The organism is Rhodococcus spelaei, from assembly GCF_006704125.1.
GTDB classification, from domain to species: Bacteria; Actinomycetota; Actinomycetes; order Mycobacteriales; family Mycobacteriaceae; genus Rhodococcus_G; species Rhodococcus_G spelaei.
This window is the reverse complement of the sequence record NZ_VIGH01000004.1, coordinates 276,849-302,320: the sequence shown is the minus strand read 5'-3', so window position 1 is coordinate 302,320 and position 25,472 is coordinate 276,849. Positions and strand designations below refer to the sequence as shown.

Annotated in this window: 20 protein-coding genes and 1 tRNA gene; 11 read left to right on the top strand and 10 right to left on the bottom strand. The window is 67.1% G+C overall.

Features of this window, described 5'->3' with window-relative positions:
- Nucleotides 1-5: 5 nt before the first annotated feature.
- The 3 genes from FK531_RS10810 to FK531_RS10800 are packed head-to-tail and all read left to right on the top strand — an operon-like array spanning nt 6 to nt 4,641.
- Nucleotides 6-1,490, top strand: a complete 1,485-nt coding sequence (locus FK531_RS10810) for a DUF2339 domain-containing protein (RefSeq protein WP_142099027.1) — start codon at nt 6-8, stop codon at nt 1,488-1,490.
- A complete protein-coding gene (locus FK531_RS10805) occupies nt 1,487-2,971 on the top strand; it encodes a glycosyltransferase (RefSeq protein ID WP_246098096.1) in 1,485 nt (494 codons plus the stop codon). Before FK531_RS10810 ends, FK531_RS10805 begins: the two co-directional genes overlap by 4 nt.
- Nucleotides 2,968-4,641 carry an ArnT family glycosyltransferase gene (locus FK531_RS10800; protein WP_142099024.1) on the top strand — a complete coding sequence of 558 codons (1,674 nt, stop codon included), beginning with the start codon at nt 2,968-2,970 and terminating at the stop codon, nt 4,639-4,641. Before FK531_RS10805 ends, FK531_RS10800 begins: the two co-directional genes overlap by 4 nt.
- Before the next feature lie 36 nt (nt 4,642-4,677).
- On the opposite strand, the gene FK531_RS10795 is transcribed toward FK531_RS10800, so the two are convergent.
- Nucleotides 4,678-5,817 carry a beta-mannosidase gene (locus FK531_RS10795; RefSeq protein ID WP_181762904.1) on the bottom strand — a complete coding sequence of 380 codons (1,140 nt, stop codon included), beginning with the start codon at nt 5,815-5,817 and terminating at the stop codon, nt 4,678-4,680.
- Nucleotides 5,818-5,927: 110 nt separating this feature from the next.
- Here FK531_RS10795 and bluB point away from each other — a divergent pair, with 110 nt between their 5' ends.
- The 3 genes from bluB to FK531_RS10780 all read left to right on the top strand — a co-directional run bounded on the left by bluB (nt 5,928) and on the right by FK531_RS10780 (nt 7,760).
- The gene (gene bluB, locus FK531_RS10790; protein ID WP_142099570.1) at nt 5,928-6,542 is read left to right on the top strand and encodes a 5,6-dimethylbenzimidazole synthase; all 615 of its coding nucleotides are present in this window, start codon (nt 5,928-5,930) and stop codon (nt 6,540-6,542) included.
- Between the two features lie 88 nt (nt 6,543-6,630).
- Nucleotides 6,631-7,311, top strand: a complete 681-nt coding sequence (locus tag FK531_RS10785) for a helix-turn-helix domain-containing protein (protein ID WP_142099021.1) — start codon at nt 6,631-6,633, stop codon at nt 7,309-7,311.
- The gene (locus FK531_RS10780) at nt 7,308-7,760 is read left to right on the top strand and encodes a hypothetical protein (protein WP_142099018.1); all 453 of its coding nucleotides are present in this window, start codon (nt 7,308-7,310) and stop codon (nt 7,758-7,760) included. Before FK531_RS10785 ends, FK531_RS10780 begins: the two co-directional genes overlap by 4 nt.
- Here FK531_RS10780 and FK531_RS10775 read toward each other — a convergent pair.
- From FK531_RS10775 to FK531_RS10765, 3 genes are read right to left on the bottom strand one after another with little or no spacing between them, the layout of a single operon-like run.
- Nucleotides 7,750-9,138 (bottom strand): cytochrome P450, encoded by a 1,389-nt coding sequence (locus FK531_RS10775; RefSeq protein WP_142099015.1) that lies wholly within the window; start codon nt 9,136-9,138, stop codon nt 7,750-7,752. The genes FK531_RS10780 and FK531_RS10775 overlap by 11 nt on opposite strands.
- Nucleotides 9,138-10,331 carry an MAB_1171c family putative transporter gene (locus FK531_RS10770; RefSeq protein ID WP_142099012.1) on the bottom strand — a complete coding sequence of 398 codons (1,194 nt, stop codon included), beginning with the start codon at nt 10,329-10,331 and terminating at the stop codon, nt 9,138-9,140. Before FK531_RS10770 ends, FK531_RS10775 begins: the two co-directional genes overlap by 1 nt.
- An 8-nt stretch (nt 10,332-10,339) precedes the next feature.
- Nucleotides 10,340-10,864 carry a hypothetical protein gene (locus FK531_RS10765; RefSeq protein WP_142099009.1) on the bottom strand — a complete coding sequence of 175 codons (525 nt, stop codon included), beginning with the start codon at nt 10,862-10,864 and terminating at the stop codon, nt 10,340-10,342.
- Nucleotides 10,865-11,317: 453 nt separating this feature from the next.
- Between FK531_RS10765 and FK531_RS10760 the strand changes: the two genes are divergently transcribed.
- Nucleotides 11,318-12,589: a YibE/F family protein gene (locus tag FK531_RS10760; RefSeq protein ID WP_142099006.1), complete on the top strand. Its 1,272-nt coding sequence runs from the start codon at nt 11,318-11,320 to the stop codon at nt 12,587-12,589.
- 22 nt (nt 12,590-12,611) lie between these two features.
- Here FK531_RS10760 and FK531_RS10755 read toward each other — a convergent pair whose 3' ends face one another.
- The 3 genes from FK531_RS10755 to dcd all read right to left on the bottom strand — a co-directional run bounded on the left by FK531_RS10755 (nt 12,612) and on the right by dcd (nt 16,119).
- On the bottom strand, nt 12,612-13,874 hold the full coding sequence (locus FK531_RS10755; protein WP_142099003.1) for a DUF7159 family protein: 1,263 nt from the start codon (nt 13,872-13,874) through the stop codon (nt 12,612-12,614).
- Between the two features lie 153 nt (nt 13,875-14,027).
- Nucleotides 14,028-15,350, bottom strand: coding sequence for a UDP-glucose dehydrogenase family protein (locus tag FK531_RS10750; protein WP_142099000.1), 1,323 nt, complete (start codon nt 15,348-15,350; stop codon nt 14,028-14,030).
- Between the two features lie 190 nt (nt 15,351-15,540).
- A complete protein-coding gene (gene dcd, locus FK531_RS10745) occupies nt 15,541-16,119 on the bottom strand; it encodes a dCTP deaminase (protein ID WP_142098998.1) in 579 nt (192 codons plus the stop codon).
- Between the two features lie 77 nt (nt 16,120-16,196).
- On the opposite strand from dcd, the gene FK531_RS10740 reads away from it, so the two are divergent.
- A tRNA-Gly gene (locus tag FK531_RS10740) sits at nt 16,197-16,267 on the top strand.
- A 156-nt stretch (nt 16,268-16,423) separates the two neighbouring features.
- Here the strand turns inward: FK531_RS10740 and FK531_RS10735 are convergent.
- Together FK531_RS10735 and FK531_RS10730 are read right to left on the bottom strand one after the other, a co-directional pair.
- On the bottom strand, nt 16,424-18,205 hold the full coding sequence (locus FK531_RS10735) for a hypothetical protein (protein ID WP_142098996.1): 1,782 nt from the start codon (nt 18,203-18,205) through the stop codon (nt 16,424-16,426).
- An 811-nt stretch (nt 18,206-19,016) separates the two neighbouring features.
- Entirely contained in the window at nt 19,017-19,853 is an 837-nt protein-coding gene (locus tag FK531_RS10730) for a hypothetical protein (RefSeq protein WP_246098095.1), read from the bottom strand.
- A 771-nt stretch (nt 19,854-20,624) separates the two neighbouring features.
- Here FK531_RS10730 and FK531_RS10725 point away from each other — a divergent pair.
- The gene (locus FK531_RS10725) at nt 20,625-21,020 is read left to right on the top strand and encodes a hypothetical protein (protein WP_142098992.1); all 396 of its coding nucleotides are present in this window, start codon (nt 20,625-20,627) and stop codon (nt 21,018-21,020) included.
- Between the two features lie 282 nt (nt 21,021-21,302).
- Nucleotides 21,303-23,507 (top strand): KAP family P-loop NTPase fold protein, encoded by a 2,205-nt coding sequence (locus FK531_RS10720; RefSeq protein ID WP_142098990.1) that lies wholly within the window; start codon nt 21,303-21,305, stop codon nt 23,505-23,507.
- A gap of 414 nt (nt 23,508-23,921) precedes the next feature.
- Here FK531_RS10720 and FK531_RS10715 read toward each other — a convergent pair whose 3' ends face one another.
- Nucleotides 23,922-24,368, bottom strand: a complete 447-nt coding sequence (locus tag FK531_RS10715; RefSeq protein ID WP_142099568.1) for a GNAT family N-acetyltransferase — start codon at nt 24,366-24,368, stop codon at nt 23,922-23,924.
- 181 nt (nt 24,369-24,549) lie between these two features.
- Between FK531_RS10715 and FK531_RS10710 the strand changes: the two genes are divergently transcribed.
- The gene (locus FK531_RS10710) at nt 24,550-25,401 is read left to right on the top strand and encodes a hypothetical protein (protein WP_142098988.1); all 852 of its coding nucleotides are present in this window, start codon (nt 24,550-24,552) and stop codon (nt 25,399-25,401) included.
- Nucleotides 25,402-25,472: the final 71 nt, after the last annotated feature.

The following is a 25,472-nucleotide window of genomic DNA, read 5'->3' as shown; positions in this document are numbered from 1 at the left end:
GCGTCATGGTCACGGTCGCGGAACGTCCCGCGTCGCCCCGGGAGCACGGCGCCCTCGCCGCCCTCACCGCGCGGTGGGTGCTGATCGCCGTCTGCCTGGTGGTCGGGTTCTGGACGTCGACGCTGCGGACCCTGCCGGATGCACAGTCGACCGGGCTGGTCGGGTATCTGATGCTGATGGTGCTGCTGGGTGTGCCGATGGCCATCGGCATCACCCGCCGTCGGCACGGCGAGCTGCCGATTCACGACCGGGAGGTCGACTACATCGTCGGCATCCTCGCGATGCTCGTGTCACTGGGCATCTCGTACTGGCTGGTGCCGCGGTACCGGGAGGAGTTCACGCTCCTGCGGCTGGACCTGCTGGCTGCAGTCGCATTCCTGTTCGGGGCGTGCGTGCTGCTGTTCGGAACCCGCGCGACGTGCCGGTACTGGCCGGGTTGGCTGGCGTACCTGCTGTTCGTGCCGCTGACGTACCGGACGATGGTCGTCGCGCTCGGCGGGTCGTGGTTCGCGGCGGGGGCGGTCGGGATATTCCTCGTCGCCGTCGGCACGGGTATCGCGGTCGCTCGCACCTGGCGTCGCGGTGTGGCGGCGGCCGCGCTCACCTTCGTCCTCGGGCTCGGCCTGCTCCTCGCGATGCACACGGCGCGGCCCGACGCACGCGGCGCGTACATCCAGCTGTTGCCCGCGGTGATCGTCGCGGCCGCGGTCTGCCTGTCGTACCTGGCAGTCGTGGCGAAGCGGGGCACCGACCCGGGATCGGGCATCCGCTCCCCGCGCCGACCGACGGTGAAGTCGATCGGGGTCGCCGCGGCGATCCTGGTCGTGGCGACGGTCCTGCAGGCCTTCACCCCGTTGCCACCGCCGACCGCCGTGCATGTCGATCCCGGACCGCCGGATGGCGAGGCGTGGCTGCGGGTTCCGTCCGGCTGGACCCAGACCGAGATCGAGAAAATCGACTGGGCACCGAAATTCTTCGGATCGGATGCGACGCTGACGCGGCAGATGCTCCAGGCGGACGAGGTGAACCCGGCCTGGGACACCAAGAACCGGGTCCGCAGCGTGGTGGTGGACAATCTGCGCACCCGTGAACCGTCAACCCTCGCCGTCTATCCCGGCGAAACGCTGTACTCGACGCTCGGCAGCCGCCGATCCGAGACCATCGACGTCGACCTCGGGCACGACGTGATCGGCCGGCTCTACACCGTCGTCGACGAGGAGCTGTTCCTCACCTGGACGAAGCTGCAGTTCATCTGGCAGCGCGGCGACATGACCCAGTTGGTGAACCTGCTGTCGGTGGACAACCACGATCCGGGTGCAAACTTCCCGCAACTGTCGCCGGAGATGGGGTCGATCGCCGGACAGTCGCTCAATGTGCTGTTGCGGGGCAACGCGATCCAGGTCGATCAGAATCCGCGGTTCAAGGACGTGAATCTGCTCTCGTCGCTCGGGCACGCCCTGGTCGAGAAACAGTGGGAGGCCGCGTCGTGACCGAATCACCGCAACCGACACCCGAATTCCGCGAGCGGGCGCTGCACGACGCCGTCAACGGGCTGCGCGAGCGCGACCCGATGGCATCGGCGTCGCGGGCGTTCGTGCCGTGGCAGCGGAACCTGCTGCTGGCCATCGCGGCGGTCGCGGTGGTGTGCCTGGCGTTCTTCCCGATCCCCACACTGATCGTCGCGACGGCGCTGAGCACCATCGCGTACGTGCTGACGTTGATCGATCGGCTGATCATCTTCCGCCGTGGCCTCCCCGCGGAGGCGATCCACACCGTCAGCGACGAAGAGGCGCTGGCGATCCCGGACGCGGACCTGCCCACGTACACCGTGTTGATGCCCGCCTACGACGAGACCGAGGTGATCGCGCAACTGATCGCCGCCATGAGTGCCCTCGACTACCCGAAGGAGAAGCTGCAGATCCTGCTGCTTCTCGAGGAGGACGACACCACCACCATCGAGGCGGCCGCCGCGGCGGGTGTCGACGAGGTCGCGACCGTGGTGCTGGTGCCCGCGGCGGATCCGCGGACCAAGCCGAAAGCGTGCAACTACGGGCTGCATTTCGCGACGGGTGACATCGTCACGATCTACGACGCCGAGGACATCCCGGAACCGCTGCAGTTGCGCCGGGTGGCGGCAACCTTCGCACGGCTCGACCCGAAGGTGGCGTGCGTGCAGGCGAAGCTGGCCTTCCGCAACGGAACTCAGAATCTGCTCACCGGCTGGTTCACCGTCGAGTACGGCGTCTGGTTCAGCTACCTGCTGCCCGGCCTGATGCGGATCAAGGCTCCGATTCCGTTGGGCGGCACGTCGAATCATCTGCGCCGGGCGGTGCTCGACGAGATCGGCGCCTGGGATCCGTTCAACGTCACCGAGGACGCCGACCTCGGCGTCCGGATCGCGGCCGAAGGATACAAGACCGCAGTGCTGGACTCGACGACGCTCGAGGAGGCCAACAGCGACGCGATCAACTGGCTGCGGCAGCGGTCCCGCTGGTACAAGGGCTACCTGCAGACCTGGCTGGTACACACCCGGCGTCCGGTGCGGCTGTGGCGGCAGATCGGTCCACTGGCGTTCCTGCGGTTCACGCTGCTGCTCGCCGGCACCCCGATCATCGCGTGCCTGAACATGGTCTTCTGGTTCATCACGTTGACGTGGCTGCTCGGCCAGCCGATCGCGATCGGACAGATCTTCCCGCCGCTGGTCTACTACCCCGCCCTGATCTGTCTGGTCTTCGGCAACGCGGTCACCATCTTCCTGAACCTCGTCGGCTGCCGTGAGGGCCGCGACCCGCGGCTGCTCCTCGCCTGCCTGACCGTGCCGCTGTACTGGCTTCTGATGAGCATCGCCGCGATCAAGGGCTGCTGGCAGCTGCTGCACAATCCCTCCTACTGGGAGAAGACCTTCCACGGACTCGACGAGCCGGCGCCGCAGCCCGGACCCGAGCCGGAACCGGCGGGGGTACCGCGATGAGGTGGGTCCGGCCGGTCCAGGTCGTCTTCGCCCTCGCGCTGGTCGTCTACCTGGTGCTCGGGTTCGTTCTCGCGCTGCGATACCACTTCCTGATGGGCGACGCCCTGAGCCGCGTGCAGTCGGCGCAGGGAGCGCTGTTCAGCCGCGACCCGCACCTCGCGGAGATCGGCTTCATCTTCACCCCACTGACGTCCCTGGTGGAGTTGCCGCTGGTCGCGCTGAGCCCCTGGATCCCGGAGCTGACCCGCTACGGCCTCGCCGGCGTCATCATGTCCGCGATGTTCATGGCAGCCGCGGTCGCGCAGATCTGGGGCATCGCGGCGGACCGCGGAACCCCGCGCTGGCAGCAGGTCGCCGTCACCGCACTCTTCGCCGTGAACCCGATGATCCTGTTCTACGGGGCGACCGGGATGAGTGAGGCGCCGTTCATCTTCCTGATGTGCTGGGCGACGCGGCGGCTGATCCGCTGGACCAGCACCGACGACGTGCACGACCTGATCTCCGTCGGCGTCGCCCTCGGTCTCGGATACTTGACGCGCTACGACGCCGCAGTCGCGATCGCGGCGGCAGCGGTGTTCGTCGCGGTCGTGACACGGCGGCGCGCGACCCACGCCGATCCGTCCTCCGCGCGCAGTCACTCGCGTCGGTCCGCGCTGCTCGACGCGGTGATCGTCGTCGCGCCGGGCGCGCTGTCGGTCTCGGTGTGGGCGGCGACGAGCTGGCTGCTGACCGGGCAACTGTTCGCGCAGTTCGAGTCCGGCTACGGCAACGCGCAGATCCTCGCGCAGTCCGGGGGACCCACCGAGTCGGGGTTGCCTGCGCTCGGCTTCTCGGCGGCGTCGATCCTGGTGCTGGCGCCGGCGATGCCGCTGCTCGTCCCGGCGGTCGCGGCCCTCGCGATCCGACGCCGCGACGTCGAGGTGCTGGTGCCGACCCTGCTGTTCGGGTCGGTGCTCGCGTTCCAGGCCTACTCGTACGTCACCGGGGTGACCTTCCCCTTCCTCCGTTTCTACATCTGCGTGATCCCGCTCGTCGCGGTGTACGCACTCCAGTTCAGCCCCGTTCGAGGCACCCTGCAGTCCCGCAGGCCGGGCGCCTACTCCGCTCCGCGGGACGAGCGGCAGTCCCGCATGCCGGTCGTCGCGCTGGTAGCGGTGCTCGCGCTGGCGGTGAGCATCCCGGTCACCGTCGTCGCGATGGGCAACCGGCACCTGTCCGTGCAGCAGTACGCCCTCGGCGTGCTCTTCGGTGCCGGTGAGAACGATCCCGTCGAACAGGCGAAGCAGCGCGCGATCGTCGACACGTTCGCGACGGAACGGCAGATCGCGGACTATCTGGACGCGATGAACCTGCCGGAGGGCTCGGTGCTGATGGACACCGTGTACGGGTTCTCCATCGTCGCCGCGTCGAAGAACCCGAAGCAGTTCGTGGTGCCGTCGGACAAGGACTTCGTCGGCGCGCTCAACGATCCGGCCGGGCACGGCGTGCGGTACATCATGGCGATCCCGACGGAGGGCCGCGGCGCATCGGACGCCGTCAACCGCCGCTATCCCACGATCTTCGACAACGGCGGCACGGTGGCGAGCCTTGACCTCGAGATCCCCAACACCGGCGCCGACCAGCCGACGTGGCGGATGTACCGGGTCCTCGGCGAGCCCGCCGGCCAGTGACTCCGGCGTCCGCGGCTGACCGCCCGGAGTGACCGCTCAGTCTCGTCCCGGGGGGCCGCCGACGGCGTTGTAGTGGGCCATCACCGCGAACAGCGGGTCGCCCTTGCCGATGTCGTACGTCGCGTCCTGATGCCGGGGATCGGGCACGAAGGACCACAGCAACGCCCCGGCGGTGCCCGCGGCGCGCTGCCCGGAAATCTTGCGCTCGATGTCGAATGCCCGCCGTTCGACGGTGGCCGCACCCGGCCCGGCGGCCTGACCGATCTCGGCCACCAACAGGGGTTTGCCGATCTCGTTCGCCTGCCGGATCCGCACGGCCAGACCGTTCCACCGGTCGCCGGGCAACGCGATTCCGTCGGCGTGGTAGTCGTGGTACTGCAGGATGTCGACGTTCGGCGACGCTCCGACGTACTGGTAGTCGTCGCCGGCGGTGCCGCACTGGCCGCCACCGGTCAGCCCCGCCGTGATCAGGGAGCCGGGCGCGGCCCGCCGCACCACCGCGCCCGCCTCGTCCATGAACGACCGCAACACCGACGCCGCGTCGGGCGGGCAGGTCCGCGAGGCCAGGTCGCAGTTCCCGCCGTGGCAGACGCTGGTCTCCGGTTCCCCGACCAGTTCCCAAGCGGCGAGCGCCGGGGAGTCACGCCACCGGGTCACCGCGGACTCGGTCCACTCGGCGAAGGACGCTGCGGCGCCGTGCGGGGCGCTGCGCCATCCGTCGGCGTACCAGTCCCGCTGTTTGAACACCTCGTTCTCGCAGGCCCCGTCCTGCGCGGTCAGCACCGGGACGAGCAGCTGTCCGTGCCGCTCCGCCGCCCGGAACACCGCGTCGACCGCGGTCCAGTCGCGTCGCCCGGTGACCTTGTCGGTGGCCAGCGCCTCGAACGCGTTGAAGCGGGTCAGCGAGTGCGGCGGCAGGCCCGCGAAGTACTCGTCGAGGTTCACCTCGGCGCCGCAGCCCTTGTTCACCGACCAGTTCGTCGCGAGTTGGTATGCGTTGAACCCCGCCGGCCACCAGGCTTTTCCGTCGAGCCGCAGCGAGGTTCCCTCGACCCCGACCCGTCCCCCCGACTGCGCACCGGCCACCGTGACACCTCCCAGTCCCAATGCCGCGACGATCGAGACGATGGCGAGGATCCGGCGCAGTCCGCGCCGACCGGCCACCCTGGACATCATCCTCGGAGGCTACCGCGGTTCGGGGTGGTCGAACGTCCGCGAGTGCATCCGATAGCGTCGGCGGGGTGGAGAACAACGTGAACGGCAGTTTCGCTCAGTCCGGGTCGGCCATGTCCGTGTACGACGCGATCCGGATGCGACGCGACGTGCGCGCCGAATTCACCGGGGAACGGATCTCCGAACCCCAGCTGACCAGGATCTTGCAGGCGGGGCACAACGCGCCGAGCGTCGGCAACACCCAGCCGTGGGATTTCGTCGTCGTGCAGAACCCCGACACCCTCGAGACGTTCGCCGACCACGTCGCCGACTGCCGCCGGAACTTCGCGGACTCGCTGCCGCCGGAGCGTCGCGAGACGTTCGACCCGATCAAGATCGAGGGGATCTGCGAGTCCGGCACCGGCATCGTGGTCACCTACGACCCCAGCCGCGGCGGGGCGAACATCCTCGGCAGGCACACCGTCGACGACACCGGCGTGTTCTCCGCGGTGCTCGCGATCCAGAACATCTGGTTGGCCGCGGTCGCGGAGGGCATCGGCGTGGGCTGGGTGTCCTTCTACGACGAGGAGTTCCTCACCGATCTCGTCGGTGTGCCGGCGCCGGTGCGCCCCATCGCCTGGCTGTGCGTCGGCCCGGTCTCGCAGTTCCAGCAGACACCCGACCTGGTGCGGTTCGGCTGGCGTGACGGTCGCCCGCTCGACGATGCGGTGCATCGCGAGACGTTCTGAACCCCGACACCCAGGAAAAGCCACAAACAAGCGACAAAAACATGGCCACCGCGTTGGGTGGGTGATCCAGGCAACATAGGGTGGACCCATGGTCTCCGACAACAGGGCGCGCTTCGGCAGGTTCGTGATCGAACGACGCCGCACCCTGAATCTGACCCAGGACGAGGTCCGGGCCGCCGGCGGACCGTCCGATGCCGCACAGACACGGGCCGAGAACGGCACCGGTCCCGAGCCCAGCCAGCGAACGCTCCGCCGTATCGACACCGGGCTGAACTGGGCCGCCGGCAGCGCCGCGCGCACCCTGCTGGGCGGTCATCCCGAGCCGCTGGAGGCCGCCGACAACCCGATCTCCTCCGGCCCTCCGCGCGCCACCGAGTTCGGTCCCGACTCCGTCGCGGTGCCCCTCGAGATGATCGTCGAGCTGATGACACCGCACGCGATGCTCAACTCGTTTCGCGACCGCTGGCCCGAGGTCACCCAGCAGGAGTTCGACAAGGCGACCGATGCGCTCAACGAGGCGGTCTCGCGGATCACCGGTGTCTACGTCACCGGCCTGCTCGAGACCAACGCCGGCCCCGGCGTGCCGGTGCCCGCGCTGATCGAGTTCGCCTTCGGCCACCATCTCGACGAACCGGCGGGCGACGACCCGACCGAGAACCAGGAACGGCTCTACCGGAGATGGCTGGCAGGGCGGCCGATCGATGTGGACGCCGACACCGAGTCCCGGTTCCGCCGCCGGTGGCAGGCACGACGAGGAGCAGACGCATGACCCGACCGGACGAGCCCTCGATACCCCTGGCCACCCGGGTCAACCGGCTCTTCGAATGGGGGCACCGGCGCGGCGCCCCCGAGCAGTCGAACGAGGAGGTCGCCCTCGCGCTCGGCCGCCGGCTCCGACACCCGATCGCGGCCGATGTCGTCGGGTCCATCCGGGACGGCAGCCTCGCCGATCCGTCCGTCGACGTCCTCGACGCGGTCGCCGACCACTTCGAGGTCTCGCGCGTGTACCTGTCCGGCAACGACTACGGGTACGTCGACACGCAGGTCCGGCTCTGCATCATGGCGCGGGATGCGGGAGTCAAGAGCCTGTCGATGCGGTCGCTGACCGAGCCCGACCAGTCCGGCGGCGCCCTGCCCCGTCAGGCGATGGAGGAGCTGATCGGGCTGCTCGCCCGGCTCGGCGGGCCGAGCGGGGCGACGGGGGAGGTCACGGACTGACAGGGCGCTTCACCCGCAGCCGGAACTCGTCCGGTTTCAGCGTGAGCTGCTCCTTGACCCGGAGCTCGTATCCGGGTTCCGGCTCGAAGTCGTAGCGGTGCACCAGCAGCGCCAACGCCAGCACCATCTCGTGCAGCGCGAACTGACGGCCGATGCACGCCCGCAGGCCGGTCCCGAACGGCTTGTAGACGTGACCGGGTCGGGCCCGCACGTGCTCGGGCAGGAAGCGGTCCGGGTCGAAGGTCTCCACGTCCGGGCCCCAGACCGGGTCGCGGTGCAGCCCGAGCACCAGCACGAAGGCCCAGTCGTCCTCCTTGAACTCGTACCCGTCACCGATCGTGGTGTCGGCGACGGCCTCCCGGAAGTACCCGGGGGCGGTCGGCCACAGCCGCAGCGTCTCGTCCACCACTCGCCGGACGTAGCGCAGCTTCGCGACCTGCTCGAAGGTGACGTCGGGCTCGTCCTGGCCCGGCCAGAGCGATTCCACCTCCGCCCGCGCCTTCGCCGCGATCTCCGGGTTCCGGGCCAGGAAGTACAGCGCGAACGCCAGCGCGTTGGCCGACGTCTCGTGGCCCGCGACGAGGAAGGTCAGCACCTGGTTGCGGATGTTCACCTCGTCCAGGCACTCCCCCGAATCGGGGTCGCTCGAATGCAGCATCAGCTCGAGCAGGTCGTGGTGGGTGTCGTCGGGGTCGGCCCGCCGCTCGGCGATCACCCGGTCCACGACGCCCGTGATGTAGGCGATGTCGGCCTCGTTCTGCCGCTCCGCCTTGCCGGCGAACAGGCCCCGGAACGGGATCGGGATCGCCGCCTGCTCGGCGTGCCGCAGGGCACGCAGCATCGCCGCGACGAACGGATCCTCCGCAGCGTCACTGCGGAACGAGTCGAAGCTGTACCCGAATCCGGCCCGGCCGATCATCTCCAGGGTCAGCTTGCTCATCTCCGCCGGCACGTCGACGAACTCCGCCGTGGCGTGCTCGTCCCAGCGGACGATCAGCTCGCGCGTGGTCTCCAGCATCGTCCGGTGGTACCCGCGCATCGCGTCCCGGGTGAAGCCCGGCATCAGGATGTTGTGCGCCTTCGACCAGTTCGGCTCGTTGTGGAACGCGGTGAACAACCCGTCGTCCACGATGGTGCGCAGGTTCGCCAACGGCCTGCCGACGTGCTTGCGGAAACGCTTCTCGTCGTTGATCTCCTCGACCAGCTCCGAACCGGTCACGAAGGTGAGTTTGGTACCGACGATCACCCGCTGGTAGATCGGGCCGAGTTGCCGGTGCTGCCACAGCGTCCGCTGACTGGGCGCGCTGCGGTCCATCCCGAGGATGTCGCCCAGGACGGGGACGCGGCGCGGGGGATGCGGTATCGGTCGTGTCTCCATCAGTTGCGTGGGTCGTGAGTCACCAGTGGGGTGGCCCGGACCTCGCTCCTTTCTCGGGCGTCGAACTCGGTGTCGGTCTGATCCTGGAAAGCGATGGTGGCGGCCAACTTCCAGCTGCGTGCGAGGCCCAGCAGGACCCGCTTCTCGCTCGCCGGGTCTTCGTTTCCGAGGTCCACACTCCGGCCGTGCGCCGCATCCAGCGGGTGACGGCCGGTCCGCTTCCGCTCGCAGGCTCGCAGCAACTGTACTGATCGTCGGACCGCGATCCGCTTGTCGCCGACGATCCCGCGGCGGTCCAGTTCGCGCTCCAACGACGTGTCCTCGGCAGCCGATTCGTACGGCTCCAGCATCATCGTCGCGTCCCAGATCTCCACCACGGTCCGGTGTAGTCGCTCCTCGAATCCGGAGGCGGGCAACACGACCTGCGGCACCGTCTCAGTCAGGGTCGACCACATCGGGGCGAGCTGGCGCAGTTCCCGGCGGCGCAGCAACATCGTGACGACCGGAATCGCGCTGACCACCGCGACGAGCGCCACCTCCGGCAGGAAGAGCACGTCGTTCGACTCGGCCCGCCACCTCGTCAACGCGTTGTCCACGTGTGCGGCCGAGAAGAACGCGGCGACCGGTCTGCTGATGTTGTCCAACAGGGACAGCACGCACATCATGCAGAGGATCACCATCGCCACGCCCTCGCGGCGAGCCGGCGCGGACCGCAGGACCTCCACGCACAGCCCGAGGACGACGGTCACGGCGATCACCATCGGGATGGCGTACACGACGAAGTACGCCGCGCACTGCCAGCCGCCGGCCTCCTCGATGGTGAGCCCTGACGCCCTCGACTCACCGCTCAGGAACAGCAGCGAGAGTCCCATCGGAAGGGTGACCGCGTACACCAGCGGCTGACGCCACGACGGTTCGGCGGGTCCCATGGTGATCGCCGCGGCGAGTCCGAGGATGGCGGCGCCCGCGAGCATCGCGAACAGGTGCGTCAACGGCCGGATCACGGCGATGTCGGTGAGGTGCGACTCCAACGCCGACTGCACCTCGGGCGCGCGCAAGGTCGCGACGGCGGCCCAGAACACCAGGATCATGTTGATTCGGCGCTGAGCCGGTCCGGTCCGCATGACGATCAGCCGGATCACCGTGATCACCCAGATGCCGATCAGCAGCGGCCACATGACGACCGCGGGCATGGTGGAGGTCAGGTCCGACTCCAGACAACGTTGGTCAGCCGCGACACCCGGACCGACTGCTTGGCACCCACGCCGGAACGTTCGCTCACCGCGCCCGAATCCGCGAGGAAGAGCCGGGTTGCCAGGAGTTCGGCCTCCTGCTCCACCTCGTCGTCGTATCCGGATCGGCCCAGCAGCGACCGCACTGTCTCCGGCCGCACGTCAGGTGCCAGCGCCTGGAGGGCGGCGAGGTCGACCCCCAGCCCGGAATCGCCGCGCAGAATGTGAGCCAGTTCGTGATAGACGATGTGGCGGCGCAGGTACGCCGACGCGCCCGCGGCGTACATCACGACGTCGTCGTCCTCGCGGCCGATCCAGAGTCCGCAGGGGGCGCCGCTGATCACCGCTGCATTGACCGGCTCCAGCCGAATCGGACGCCCGCGCTCGGCCTCCATCCAGCCGATGAAATCGTCGAAGGACCAGGGTCGCTCGATCGGCAACGCCGCCATGAATGCGTCGACCCGTTTGCGCGCGAGTTCCAGTGATCCGGCCATCGGGGGAGCCTAACCAACCGGTTTCCACGGTTTCGGATGGGAATACCGCGGGGCCGTCGGGCACCCCGGTGTGCGGACAAACAGGGCGGGGCAATGTAGATTCGTCACCGACACCTCGGGTGTCCAGCAAGCCCGATTGCCCCTCCCCCCCCTGTGGGCAATTGGGTCGGTGGCGGGGATACACCCCCCTGTTCCCCGCCACCGCTGCAAACTTCCCCGGTTCGACGCTGACGACTCGCGCACCCGGGTCTCCCCCACCCAGATGCGGCCCCCGGCCGCCGCTCCCCCGATCGGCGACCGCCGTTGCACGCCGGCGATATTGAATCACACGAAGCGACAAAAAAGCCACACAAAGGCGCTGATTCAGCGACGGCGCGCGGGCTTGCCGCGACAGCCGTCGGTCTGCCCACACAGCGACCGCCGGTACCCTGACCGCATGCGGAGTCAGGCTCGATGAGTCACGGCCACGGTCACGGCCACACCGGTCCCGTCCCCGTCGGCCCCGTCGCGGCCAAGGTGGTCGTCGGGCTGCTCGCCGCGATCGGTATCGCGGTCCTCGTCGGTGCGGTGATCCTGTGGCCGAGCAAGCACAGCGTCGAGATCCCCCTGCCGTTCCAGACCGCGGGCGGCGGCGCCGTCGTCACCGAGGCCGGGACCGTCACCTCGCAGGACCTCGGACCGTGCGGCAGTCCGTCGGCGGGCCGCGCGTTCACCGGCGCACCGCAGGCCCCCTCCGATGCCTCCTACCAGTGCCAGCGCAGCCTCGTCGACATCCGGTCCGGCCCCAACGAGGGCACCCGCACGCTGCTCGAGATCGGCCCCGGCCCCGGCCAGCCCGACCTCCGGGTCGGCGAGAACATCCGGCTCGTGCGGCAGACCGACCAGTCCGGCGCCACCTCGTACTCCTTCGAGGACTACTCCCGAGGGCTGCCGCTGCTGCTGATCGTCGCAGCGTTCGTCGTGGTGGTGATCGTCGTCGCGCGCTGGCGCGGCCTGCGGGCCCTGCTCGGACTGTTCGTCGCGTTCGGCGTGCTGGTCGGGTTCATGCTGCCGGCCCTGCTCGACGGCAAGCCCGCCATCCCCGTCGCACTGGTCGGCGGTGCGGTGATCCTCTACGCGGTGCTGTACCTGGCGCACGGGGTGAGCCTGCGGACCAGTTCGGCGCTGCTCGGGACGCTGGCCTCGATGGCGCTGGCCGCGGTGCTGTCGTGGGTGGCGATCGAGATGACGCACCTGACCGGACTGTCCGAGGAACAGAACACCAACGTGCAGACCTACATCGGGCACGTGAGCATCACCGGCCTGCTGCTCGCCGGGTTCATCATCGGCTCGCTCGGCGTGCTCAACGACGTCACCATCACCCAGGCCTCGTCGGCGTTCGAGCTGGCGCACCTGGATCCGGGTGCGAACCGGCGTGAGGTCTTCGGCGCGGCGATGCGAGTGGGCCGCGACCACATCGCCAGCACCGTCTACACCTTGGTGCTCGCCTACGCCGGCGGCGCGCTGCCGCTGCTGTTGTTGTTCTCGGTCGCCGGGCGGTCGATCACCGACGTGCTCACCGGCGACGCGGTCGCCATCGAGATCGTCCGGTCGTCGGTCGGAGGCATCGCACTCGCGCTGTCGGTGCCGCTGACCACCGCCATCGCGGTGATGCTGGCCCGGCCGATGGGGGCGGGCGCGAAGGTCCCCGCTGCGCGCCCGGCCGGACGGCACGCGGCACGCTGACCCCGCTCGACCAGCAGGACCGCTAGCGCACCATGCCGGGCGGCAACTGGATGCCCGGCGGCACCTCGATCTGGATCGGCGCGGGCAGGTTCAGGTAGCGCGTCGCCGGGGGTGGCGGCGGCGGGGGCGGCGTCGAGGTCGTGGCCGAGCGCGCCGGGGCGGCCGCCGCCGGCTCCGGGGTGGGGGTCGGCGTGGTCGGTGCGGTGGTGGTCGGCGCGGCGGTGGTGGGTGGCACCGTGTCCTCGGTCGCGACGGTGGTTCCGCCGGCACCCTGGTTGCCGTCGTTGCCGCCGCCCAGGGCCAGGCCGACCCCTGCGACGACCACGAGTCCGGCTGCGGCGGCACCCGCGACCATCAGCTGCCGCTTCGACGTCCGGCCCCGGACCGGTGCCGGCGGGTCGACGGGCGGCGGCTCGACGGGTGCGGGCGCGACGACCGGGGTGGCCAGCAGGGCTGCCCCCTGCGCGGCGACCATCTCCGGTTCCGCGGGGACGACGGTCGGCAGCGCGAGCCAGCCCCGCAGCACGGACTGCACGAGGGGGATGCGCGAGCCGCCGCCGAGCAGCACCACCACGTCGGGGTGACGGCCGGACGCGGCGATCACCTCGCGGGCCAGCCGGGCAGACCCCTCGACCGGCACCGCGACGAGCGACTCGAACTTCTCGCGGGTGAGCAGGATCAGTCCGCCGTCGCCGGGTAGGCACACCGCATCGGACTCGGACAGTTGCTCCTTGGCCGCTCGGCATCGCTGCGCCAGGTCGGCGGCCGCCCACTCGTCGGCCGGTGCGCCGAGGCCGTGGTCGCGGTGCTGCTGCTCGCGCACGATCCAGTCGAAGTAGTCGCCGCCGGCGACGGTGCTGTGCTCGGAGACCAGGACCGAGCGGGTGTACCGGTCGACGACGCTGATGGTGACGCCGGAGCTGCCGAGGTCGTAGAGGACGACGGTCTGCGCGTCCCCGATCTGTCCGGTGGCTTCGAGCAGCGTGATCACCGCGGTCGCGGACGGCACGAGGTGGTAGTTGTGCAGGCGTTGACGGCCCATCGCCTCGTGCAGGGCGTCGGCCTGGTGCGGGAGGTCGTACGTGACGGCGGTGGCGCCGATGTTCGCGTGGTCGTCGTGTTCGAGCAGCACCCCGATGGACTGGGCGGCGAGCTCCTCCCGGCGATCCGAGTCCACAGCGATGTCCTGGCGGAGGAAGGCCGTCGGCCCGTACTGCTCGGGCGCTGCGGGCGTCGCCATGCGGACAGCGCTGGCCCCCACCGACACTCCCAGCACCGCACTCATCGAGCCGCCTCTTAACAGACAGTTGCGCTCCCCCGACCCTCGTTCAGGGCGCACGTGAACTCGGTGAGTCTAGCGAACCACCTCGGCGGCAGCGCGGACGGTGCGAGCCGACCGCGGGCATCCAGAACTGGTCATACGTCCAGCTTTGCGGTGTCACCCGCGGCCCAGACCCCGGTAGCTCCAGCCGGCCGCGGTCCACTCGTCGGCGTCCAAGCAGTTGCGCCCGTCGACGATCGCCCTCGCCCGGACGTGGCCTTCGAGGTCCGCCGGACGAAGTGACCGGAACTCGTCCCATTCGGTGGCCAGCAGCACCGCGTCGGCGCCCGCGCAGGCCTCGGCGACCGAGGTGGCGTAGTTCAGGGTCGGGAACAGTCGGCGCGAATTGTCCAGCGCCTTCGGGTCGTACACGCTGACCACCGCGCCGTGCAGTTGCATCATCCCGGCGACGTTGAGGGCGGGCGAGTCCCGGACGTCGTCGGACTCCGGCTTGAACGCGGCGCCGAGGACGGCGATGTTCGCCCCGAGCAGCGACCCGCCGACCGCCCGGGTGCCCAGTTCCACCATCTTGGTGCGCCGACGCATGTTGATGCTGTCCACCTCCCGCAGGAACGTCAGCGCCTGGTTGGCGCCCAACTCGCCGGCCCGCGCCATGAACGCGCGGATGTCCTTGGGCAGGCAGCCGCCACCGAAACCCAAGCCCGCGTTGAGAAATCGGCGTCCGATCCGCGCGTCGTAGCCGAGCGCGTCGGCCAGCGCGGTGACGTCGGCACCGGTCGCCTCGCACACCTCGGAAATCGCGTTGATGAACGAGATCTTGGTTGCCAGAAAGGCATTCGCGGACACCTTGACCAGTTCCGCGGTCGGCAGGTCGGTGAGCAGGAACGGCACCTCGTCCGCGATCAGGTCGGCGTAGAGCTCCCGGACCAGCACTTCCGCCCGTCCGGACCGGGCCCGGTCGACGCCGAGCACCAGGCGGTCGGGACGCAGCGTGTCCTCGACGGCGAACCCCTCCCGCAGGAACTCGGGGTTCCACGCTACTTCGACCTCGTCGGCGGCGGGCGCGAGTTCCCTTGCTCTCGAACCGAGTTCAGCCGCCGTACCGACGGGGACCGTGGACTTGCCGACGATCACCGCGGGACGGTCGAGCAGCGGGGCGAGGGTGTCGATCACCGAGTAGACGTGCCGCAGGTCGGCGGCGTACTCCCCCTTCTTCTGCGGGGTGCCGACGCCGAGGAAGTGCAGGTCCGCGAACGCGGCGGCGTCGACGTAGGAGGTGGTGAACTGCAGCCGGCCCGCGTCGATGTTGCGCCGGAGGACGTCCGCGAGGCCCGGTTCATAGAAGGGGACCTCGCCGCCGGACAGCTTGGCGACCTTGCCGGGGTCGATGTCCACCCCGAGCACCTCGTGTCCCAGTTCGGCCATGCACGCGGCATGCGTGGCGCCCAGGTAGCCGGTTCCGAATACGGTGCAGCGCATACGTTCTTGGTAGTCGCCGCGGGTGAGCGGGGCGGGTACCGCACGCGATGGTCCGGGCAACAGCAGGTGTACATCCGGTTGCTGCGCGCCCGTCCGCCGAGCGTGCAGTTCCCGTCGCCCGTTCTCGCGCGACGCGACGGCAGGTGCACACTCGGCGCGCTACTGGCGGGTGACGGTCGTGCGGGACGCGCTACTGCGTCGGCGACTTCACGAAGTTCAGGTACGCCTTCGACGGCGTCGGGCCGCGCTGCCCCTGGTACTTGGACCCGACCGCGGCGCTGCCGTACGGGTGCTCCGCCGGACTGGACAACCGGATCAGGCACAGCTGGCCGATCTTCATGCCCGGCCACAGCGTGATCGGCAGGTTCGCGACGTTGGACAGTTCCAGGGTGATGTGCCCACTGAAACCGGGGTCGATGAATCCGGCGGTGGAGTGGGTGAGCAATCCGAGGCGGCCGAGGCTCGACTTGCCCTCGAGTCGGCCGGCGAGGTCGTCGGGCAGGCTGCAGAACTCCAGCGTCGAGCCCAGCACGAACTCGCCCGGATGCAGCACGAACGGCTCCCCCTCGGCCGGCTCGACGAGGCTGGTCAGCTCGTCCTGCTGCTGCGCCGGGTCGATGTGCGTGTACCTCGTGTTGTTGAAGACGCGGAACAACCGGTCCAGTCGCACGTCGACGCTCGACGGCTGAACCATCGAGTCGTCGAACGGGTCGATGCCCAGGCGGCGGGTCGAGATTTCGGAACGGATGTCGCGATCGGAGAGGAGCACAACAAGAGATTAGCGGTCTGCTAGAGTTGCCGCTCGCAGGGTGTTGAACCGCTCGATTGGCGGCAAAATGCCTGCATGCCGATGTAGTTCAATGGTAGAACATCAGCTTCCCAAGCTGAATACGCGGGTTCGATTCCCGTCATCGGCTCTCTAGGGTGTTCACCCATCAGGCTCGCTCGGGTTCACTTATCGGCGCGCCAACTGCTAGAAACAGGTCTTCTTGGTCGATCTGGCTCACTTCATACAGAGCAAGTGACTGTGCTCGCCCCGTTTCGACTGGGTGGCGGTTCTCGGGGCGGGGCCGCTAGGTGCCGTTCAGTGCAGTAGTTTTCGCGCGTGACGCGGATCCGTAAGAGACCCGATGTCGCAACTTGCTGTGCCGACGTTCAGGCTCGGGTTCCCCGAGGAGCTTGCCCCAGAAGTCGAGAGTGCTGCATTTGAGGCCCCAGTCCCGCAGGATCATCAGGTTGAGTGCGGCGAGGGTGAATCCGAGCAACAGCCGGTGCGCGGTGAGCCCGAACACTCGGTAATACCCCCGCCGCAGATGAAGGACGTTGTACTTCAGATCCCCGAACACGGACTCGATGCCGACCCTACGGTGATAGGACGCAAACCATTGCTTGGTTCCGTGCGGGAACGGCATGCGAGTTCGGGGTTGATCCTCGTTGCGGATCGTGACGGTCTTGCAGCACGCGCACGGATCATCCGGCTTGCGGCGGTCGCATTGCACGGTCGGGTGTTCGTATCCCAGCCTCATCGATCGTGGCGACAATGGGCTTCGGATACTGGCGTGCCATACTGCGGGGTTCCGAAACCTCTGGGTGCCGTCGGATTGCCTAGCTCCGTGGGGCACGAATGCATACTGAGCGCGGGTCTCCCGCAGTTCCTGTGCGCGTGCCAGTTCGGTCACAGTCATGTCCCTACTGATTTTCGGCAGCTTCCACAACCGTTTAGGCAGGCATGTGGTGTACAGGGTTCCGTCGATCCAGATCGCGCCTGGGACAGGGCCGGGGTGTATTCCGTACTGGGCGGGGTGAAGGTCGACGATGGGGACGTACCCGCAGCGATGCAGAGGCAGTGCGTATCTCCAGTCCTTGGTGTTGTTGTAGGCGCGGTCGCAGATAACTTCGCGCGGCTGAGGGAGCTCACCTGCGGCAAGGACGGCGATCAATCCGGCTGTGCCGCGGTGGTATCCAGCTCGCGTGACGTGCAGACCTCGCGCCACGTGCGGGACCGGTCCGGCGCCCGGCTTGCTTGGGACATCGGTGACGACATGCGCTTCGAACCCGATGTAGATCTCGGTTTGGCCAAATCCGGCACTACGGTGCGCTGCGAGAGCATCCCCATCGATTGTGTATTCGGGCTTCCCATCGATTGTTGACCTGGGAGCGGTGGGCCGGCGATGGCGGCGCGGCGTATGCGGCGTCGTGTCGGCGCCACCGCTGTCGGGGTCTCCCTCCGGAAAGTCGGAGTCATCGTCGGCATCGACCTTCGAATAGCGTGGTCTGGCCCAAGTCTCGACGTCCGTGCTGTCGACCGCCTCAGCGCCAGTCGGTGGGTTCCCGAGCAGCGAGGCGGTGAGCAATTGTTGCGCCAGCGACGCGGCGCCCCAGTCGTCGCTGCGGTCGCAGGCCCGGCACAGTTTGGCGAATCCGTCACACACCATCTTGTAGGTGATGTCCGCGCCTTTGTCTAGCCCGACGGCTTTGCGTTGAGACGGGCTCCATCCTCGGATGGTGGCAGTCACCATGACCAGATGCATATCCACGGTCAGCATCGGGGTGAGCAGGAACGCCACGATGGGGGCGTCCCCGGTCAGTATCCGTTTCGCGCCGGCCTTCTTGGCGAATACCGTGTTGACGAATGCGCGTGCGCTGCAGTGCTCGAGGACCGCTACGGCTCGTTTGAACTGCCAAGTCTCGCAGTGGTTCACCCGGGTGTCGATGTCGCGGAACGGGCGTGCGCGACGCCGTGTCATGGCGGGACCGCCTTGGTGATGAGGTCGAGCAGTTTCGGGTTCGAGCTCGCCGGAGGCATGGGCGGCACCCAGTCGAGCAACCTGCTCAGGGTGTTCTGCGAGGTGCATCCGAACAGGTCCCTGAAGACGGGGAGAGAACCGTCTGGATCATCGTCACCGCCCAGGTCGCGCGGAGCCGACTCACATGCAGGGGCCGCAACCGTGTCGGAATCTCGCACTTGCCGAGGAACGTCGAGAGGTACTCACTCCGCGGCGGTGGTTCCCGGAACAGGTGCGCTCGACCGGTGCGGGCGGCGCATTCGGCGACGATCGGCGCGTACCGGTCGAGGACAGGGACCGTCCGGGCGTGGGGACCGCGCACACGGACGGCCAGGTGCGATCGACGGCTGACGACGTCGTCGCCAGTGGCTGCTCGGATCTCGGAGGTCCTCAGTCCCGCGCCGAGCCCGAGTGCCAGTACGCACGACAAGGCCGTGGCTGCGGAAGGTGTTCGCCTGCATGTCCACACATCGGAGTAGACGACGTGTCTGGCCGTCGGTGTACGGCCGGTATTCCGTCGAGGAGTGCAGGACCTTGCGCGGCGGTTCCCAGGGCGCGATTCGGGTGATACGCCGTGACAGGGTCGTCAGTGTCGCTCGGCGCGATGATCGGGTGGCCTCGGACAGTCCGGGGAGAGTCACCGAGTAGCGGTTGACCGTCGCCGGATGGAAGATCTCTTTGACGTCGAGTTCCATTCCCTGCTCGACAGCCCAGATGACCATGGACGCGACTATCGCCATGCGGTCCCCTGCGACCTTCGGTATCGACGTGGGTTCGAATCCGCGTCGCACCGCGTCGCGGACGAACGGACCGATCTCCTCCCACAACTCCGCCCGCACTCGGGGAGTGAAGAGGTCGATGGCTTCCTGCTCAGTTCGAGTCACTGTCGTACCTCACCTCGCATCCGACGCCATGCGGGCGAACCGGCTTCCGGCGCCGGCAGATACGGAATCAGATCCGACAAGGTCTTGCCGCTCCGGATACCCGCGACCGAGAAAATCTCCGCCACAGAACAATCGGCCAGCACATGGGTCAGCCAGGTTGACCGCAGGCGCGCCACCGTCAATTTCGGTGACGAACGTGCGCACTCGAACGAGGCAACGAGCGCGGCGGCCTGGTCCCGTCCGCTGCGCGTCGACGCCACCAGCGGTCCCCTGCCGGCGCCCCGGCACACATCGCGGATCCTCGGCACCATGCGACGGCGAACCGGGACCACCCGCCGCCGCGGCGTCGACCCGAGGCGCACCGCGGTCACTCCGCCCACCTTGACCACGTCCGAAGCGGTCACCGCGAACAACTCCCCAGACCGCGCGCCAACCCCCAACGTCAGCGCCAGAACCGCGGTCATCGCCTGCACCCGGAACGGACCGTTCTGACGGGTCGACCACCTCCAGAACGCGGCGACCTCGGCATCCGTGTAGGGCGGCGACAACTCCTGCCGCGACGAACGCTCACCGGGCGGAGGCCACGGCGCCCGAACCGTCACGGTGCGAGCGATTCGCCGCAGCCGTGACATTTCCGCCGCCCGCGACGTCGGCGCCAACTCCCTCATACCGACGAGCCGATACCGCTCGAGCACCTCCGGGGTCAGAACCACCTCGCGATCGAGGACCAACCCGTCGTCGAGGGCCCACACCGCCAGGCGTGAGAGCACCTTCATCGCGTTCGCAGCCTGACTGTGCAGCGTCGGACCCGACAACACCACCGTCTCGCGCACCCACGGTCCTGCCACCGCCCACGCGTCTGTGGCAACCGATCGTGGTTCAAAGCACCTGATACACACCGCAATCGCCTCAGGATCATCGATGCGGCGACGGTACGCCGACATCATCGATCACCACGGTCAACGGTGAACGACAAGGTTCTTGATTGCCCTGGTCCCGCCAGGGCGCAGAGGAGTACTGTCATGAGTAGTCACCACCTCATGAGTCATGTTGATCCGCGCAGGATCATGATGGAAATCTACGAAGGACACCGAATTCCAGTCGGTGTCCTTCTCGGATTCAGAGACGAATTTCGACCACCACCTCATCACGAGACACAATCACGAGACACAGGCGGATGGACCGGCAGGGGCGCGATCACCCGGGACACGTCCTGTTTGGCCCCAGGACGTGTTGACGGACCTAAGGTGCTAGTAGGGAGTCACCTGCGAAGGTGGCTATCACCCACAGTAGTCGCAGAATTCGGACATGGAGCTTCCCGAAGAAGATCGAACTGCGAACCCGTGACCTGCCCCATAGGCTGGTTTCCAGATTCGGTGATGAGTCGACGACAGTGCGCTGAACGCGATACAGCCACCGATCTCACGACCTCAGTTCTTTGATCTGCCCGATCCATGCCACCAAGCGCACCCTGACCGAAATGATGACCCTTCGAAATTGAACCGTCTGTGAGTGTTGGCAGTGGCTGGCCCGGGGCCCACTAGTCAATCCAACACCACCATGACCAGCCGCGACATGTCCGCCGCCAATGACAGAATCCTCCCATGAACAACCCCCTGCTGGCCTACCTCGCAGAGTTCCTGGCCGTCGTGGCCGTTGTTCTGCTCGTCCCGGCATACCGCAATCTCCGGAAGCTCAACCACTACAGTCCAGTCGGCATCCCGGCGGGCACTGCCGTCCGCCAGATGGCTGCCCTGCGGTGGCGCGCAATCCTCTACGGCGCCTATGCGGCTAACGCCGGAGGTGCTGCTTCGCTCGCGCTGTACGGCCAGAAGACCAACCAGACCACTTCCACCTGGCTCATCATCCTCATCTTGATCGCCGGATTCATCGCCCTCGGTGCGGGCTGGTTTGCAGTCAACCGCGCCGTTCAGACCCAGATCCCCAAGGTGATCGACGAGTCCCGCCGACTCGAAGACGCTGGCGGGCACCGCGACTGAACCAGCTCTGACGGCCCCGTCGAAAGACAGCGGCAACCCTCACTGTGATCCGTCACGGGTTTCTCGCCGGCCCCTATGCTGACGACTAATCCGACTGCACGGCCGGTGGCCGAGGGGTCTGCTGCACGATCAGGTGACCCGGCGGCCTCACCGGTCGCATGCGGGGCCGCATCGGGGTTCGAGGCGTTCCACTAGCTGACGCGAGCGACCACATGGCGGACGGCGCAACTAACCAACCAGCACTGTTCAACGGCCGAGGATCGACCTGCGATCATCACTGCCGTGAGCTACGACCCCGCCACCAACATCTTCGTGACCGACGCCGCGCTTGCCAAGAATGACCCACGTCCAGACCTGCTCGAACGTGAGTGGTTCGCCATGCAGGTTGCACAGCGCATCGCACAGGCCAGCACCGGGGACAGTGTGGTCTTCGGTCTCGCGGGACCTTGGGGTGCTGGCAAGACATCCACACTGACTCAGATCAGAAATGCCCTTGCCGATGTCCCGGATGACTGGGCGGTCGTCGAGTTCACCCCATGGGCCACCAACAACGAGTTGGCCTTGACCGAAGAGTTTTACAACACGATCGCATCCGCACTCGACGACAACAGAGGAAGAAAAACTGAGAACGGAAAGAAGCTGCTCAACCTAGCCGCCCCGATACTCGCGGCCGGGGCTCAAACCCTCTTCACCGGTTGGGTGGAAAGCAAGTTCGGCGAAGGCATCATCCAGAAGACAGTAGACGCGGCCACGGAGGCGGGAGCCGACACTGCAAAAGAGTTGAGGTTCGAGGAGAACCCATTCGCCGAGCGCTTCGAGAAGATCTCTCACTTCCTTGAAGAACTGGGGCTCCGCGTACTCGTCATCGTCGACGATGTCGATCGCCTACACCGCGATGAACTGCTAGCCGTCATGAAAGCCGTGCGACTGCTCGGGCGATTCAAAGGTGTGCACTACCTGCTCTCGTACGACACTCAGACCGTCACCGACGTCCTCACCCACACCGATCTCGCTGGTGGTAGCCGCCGGCGCGCCGAACAGTACCTCGAAAAGATCGTCCAGTACCCCTTCCAACTACCGCCGATCCAGGACGTCCATCTCGCCAACGTGATCGACAAACGTCTTCGCGAACTGGCCGAACGGGGCGGCTACGACACCGACCGCAGCGAGCAAGACCTCGAAGTCCTGCTAGCGCGGCTGCCCCTCGATCACCTCACCCTGCGCACGGTCTATCGACTGTTCGCCCAAGTCGATATGATCCTCGCGCTGATCACGGAGAAGGGCTCGACAGCCCGGCCCTGCGACGAAATCAACCTCCTCGACGCCATCCTCCTCACCTACTTACGGCTTGAGCACCACGAGCTCTATCGCCATTTGGTCACATGGAAGTCAGATCTCACATATCAGACTGGGAAATCAGTCGACGTGGATAAGGACCACAAACGCGCGACCATGCTACGAGAAAAGATCTCGATCACCATCGACCCGGAAGGCAAGAACCCAACTGATACACAGCGCGCGCTCACGGTGCTGCGCGCCCTATTTCCTGAGGCCGTTCCCCGCGTCGACGGATCGTACCGAACGATTCCAGAGGCGGCCCCACTCCAGATTCGGCAGCCAACCTATTTCGACCGCTACTTTGCGTTCGGGTTCCCAGCCAAGGACATCCGTGACAGGAGCATCCGCGCCGAACTCATCACACTGATCAACACCGGCGATCTCCCCCGCGACTCCGTCATCCGCGCGCACGCGCATGATCGGGTGAAAGGCCCCCTCCTCCGCACCAAGATTCGAGACAGCATTGGACCTGCAATGGAGCAGGTATCCGACCTGTCTCACTGCGGAGATGCCGCGCGTACCTTGACCCGGCTCACCACCGACCAAGAGCGGCGGGAACCAGTCCTGCACGCATGGTGGGCAGCTGTGACCTATCAGCTCTGGACCAAACTCGAACCAAGGACAGCAAGCGCCGCCGTGTCGGCCTATCTCGACGAGTTCGGGGCCGACATGGCTGCAATTTCCGCAAATATTGGATCTCCTTCTCCAGAAATGCCGTTGGCCATTGCGACACAAACCGTGTGGGACCGAATTCACGACGAGGTTGTCGACGCATTCTTTGATATCTCCACGGAGTTGCCTGAACGCAACGCCCTGACGCAGCACCAGTACTGGATCGAAAATCGCCCGCTGCTCCACATGAAGGTGAGCGACAGCATCGAACAGCGCGCAGCGAATCAAGGCGGGCTGGACCTGATCGGGGCCGCAACACGCCTTGTCACTGTCCAATCTTCTTTCAATGGTTCCAAGAGAAGGCGCTATCTCGCGGGCCCCAACATCCATTACTTGACGAGCCTCGTGCCTCGCGAAAACTGGCCAAGCAACCAGATTCCCGACACCCTGATTCCCGACGTCGATCGGAGTGATTTTTCCTACGACAGCCGCCGGAATTTTGCGGCCAACGCCATCTTCGAGAGCACTAGTGACTAGCCTCAGCAGCCTTGATCTGGAACGGCCCGATCCGGGCGTATAGGACTCGTACAGCGCTAAAGCTGATCCCGTTCACCGTCGGCACCCAGACCACATCCGGCGGCAACTCCAGCTCAGCCCGTTCGACTTCGGATCGTCTGGAAGCTGACCCCAATGCACAGCAGAGCGGCCCCGGTGTCGGGCCGCTCTGCATCAGTTCGTGGGACCGGCCCGGTTGCTACGGGCCGGTCCTCCAGTCGACCTACCGGGCGAGAGACCGACACCACACCGCAACCACAAACCTCCCACGCTCCCCCACCGGCACCGAACCCACCCACGCCACGCCACGCCCCCGAAACACGAAACGGCCCCACACCAGAAAGCAGGGGAGCCGCCCGACGACACAGTGTGGAGACGGCTACCGGCTCCTAGGGCTCACTCGCGGACCGGCTGAATGAACAGCGGCCGGACCCGCTCACCAAATGGGTGATCGAACCGATCCCACCCCAACGAACCCCAGAAACCGTGTGCGTCCTCGCTGTACGCGAAAAGCCGCCGATCTGCATGCCGTTCCTCCAGAGCGCGCACCACCGCAGTGCCAACACCGAGGCCACGCGCCGCGGTAGCCACCTCGACGAGCTGGATCTCCAACCTCTCCGGGCCGAGCTCCGGCACCCCCACGTGCTCCGGGTTGATGCCCCCAGGGTCATCCAGCTCAACGCGGGCCACCTCCGCATCGCCCTCCATCACCTGCACGTACCAGGCGTCACCGCGGCGACTCGGCCTGTTCCACCAGTCCTCCCTCTCGTACGACACCGCGCGGTCGAACGGCGGACACAACCAGCGGTCCGCACCGAAATGATCAATCAACACCAACGTCATCACATCAGTCTGAGACCCCTGAGACATTCACCGATACGCGGTGCCTCAGGAGGGACGCCGACTCGGACGATCGTCAGCACTGCACCTGCACCACTCCGCCGGCCTCCCAGACCTGAGCACCCGGACACATGCCATCACACCAGGTCAAACGGCCGCAGAGCCGCCCAGATACTGTCGTCCGATGCAGCAACCGAGGGAAGGGATCAACCTAGTGCAACGGTTCTGGGCCCGGTATGCCGTTCTGCTGATCTCCGCTGCGATCGCTATGACGATCGTTGTCGCGCTCACACTCTGGTGTCCCCCGGTGCACCGTGGCGCTGAAAGCGTGTGGGCGGAGGTCACGACCGCCAAATGGTTCGCCAATGTCGGCATTCCGACTGTGGTCGCGGGAGCCGCGGTGGTGGCGGCCTGGCTTTTCGTTCAACGCCAACTCGCTGAGAACCGTCGCGAGGTACGCGCGGCATTGAACCGTGAGCATGCCAACCGCTACACCACCTCCGCCCGTGCCTCGCTTGCCGATCTCCACGAGGTCATTCGGGATTTCTATGTGGCGCGCTCGATCGACTACCAAACGTACGTCGACCGCGCCGTCGCCATCGCAAACGACCTCATACGCACAACTGCAGATCTCCAAGTTCAGATCGGCATGACCGACTACGTCCTCGCCGCTGGCACTGTCGTCGAAAGGCTGAAGGTGAGGCTCCAGGGAAGCGAACGTTTCCAGTTCTATGTAGACCTCGGTTGGGCCGAAGGAGTTTCCACCGGGGTCCCCGCCCGTCAAGCCCTGGTGGACCACACCGCCATTCTCGCGGTGAACCAACTACGCCAGGTGATCGTTGACATCGAAAAGTGGGATGGGTTGCCAGATGGTTCACGTTCGTACCGAATCCCCGACGCCCTCAATCCACTCCCGATGTTCTCGCACGCCCCGACGGACGGTTCCGACGTCGATACCGCCATCGCGAAATGGCAGGACCACGAGCGCGAAGTGATTGACGAGGAAGCGGAGAAGCACCGCTGGTCGCAGCCCTAGCCTCCGGAACGGTCGAGATGACGGGCATGCTCGGGCTCTATCCCGGACGGGTGTAAGTGAATACCACCGTC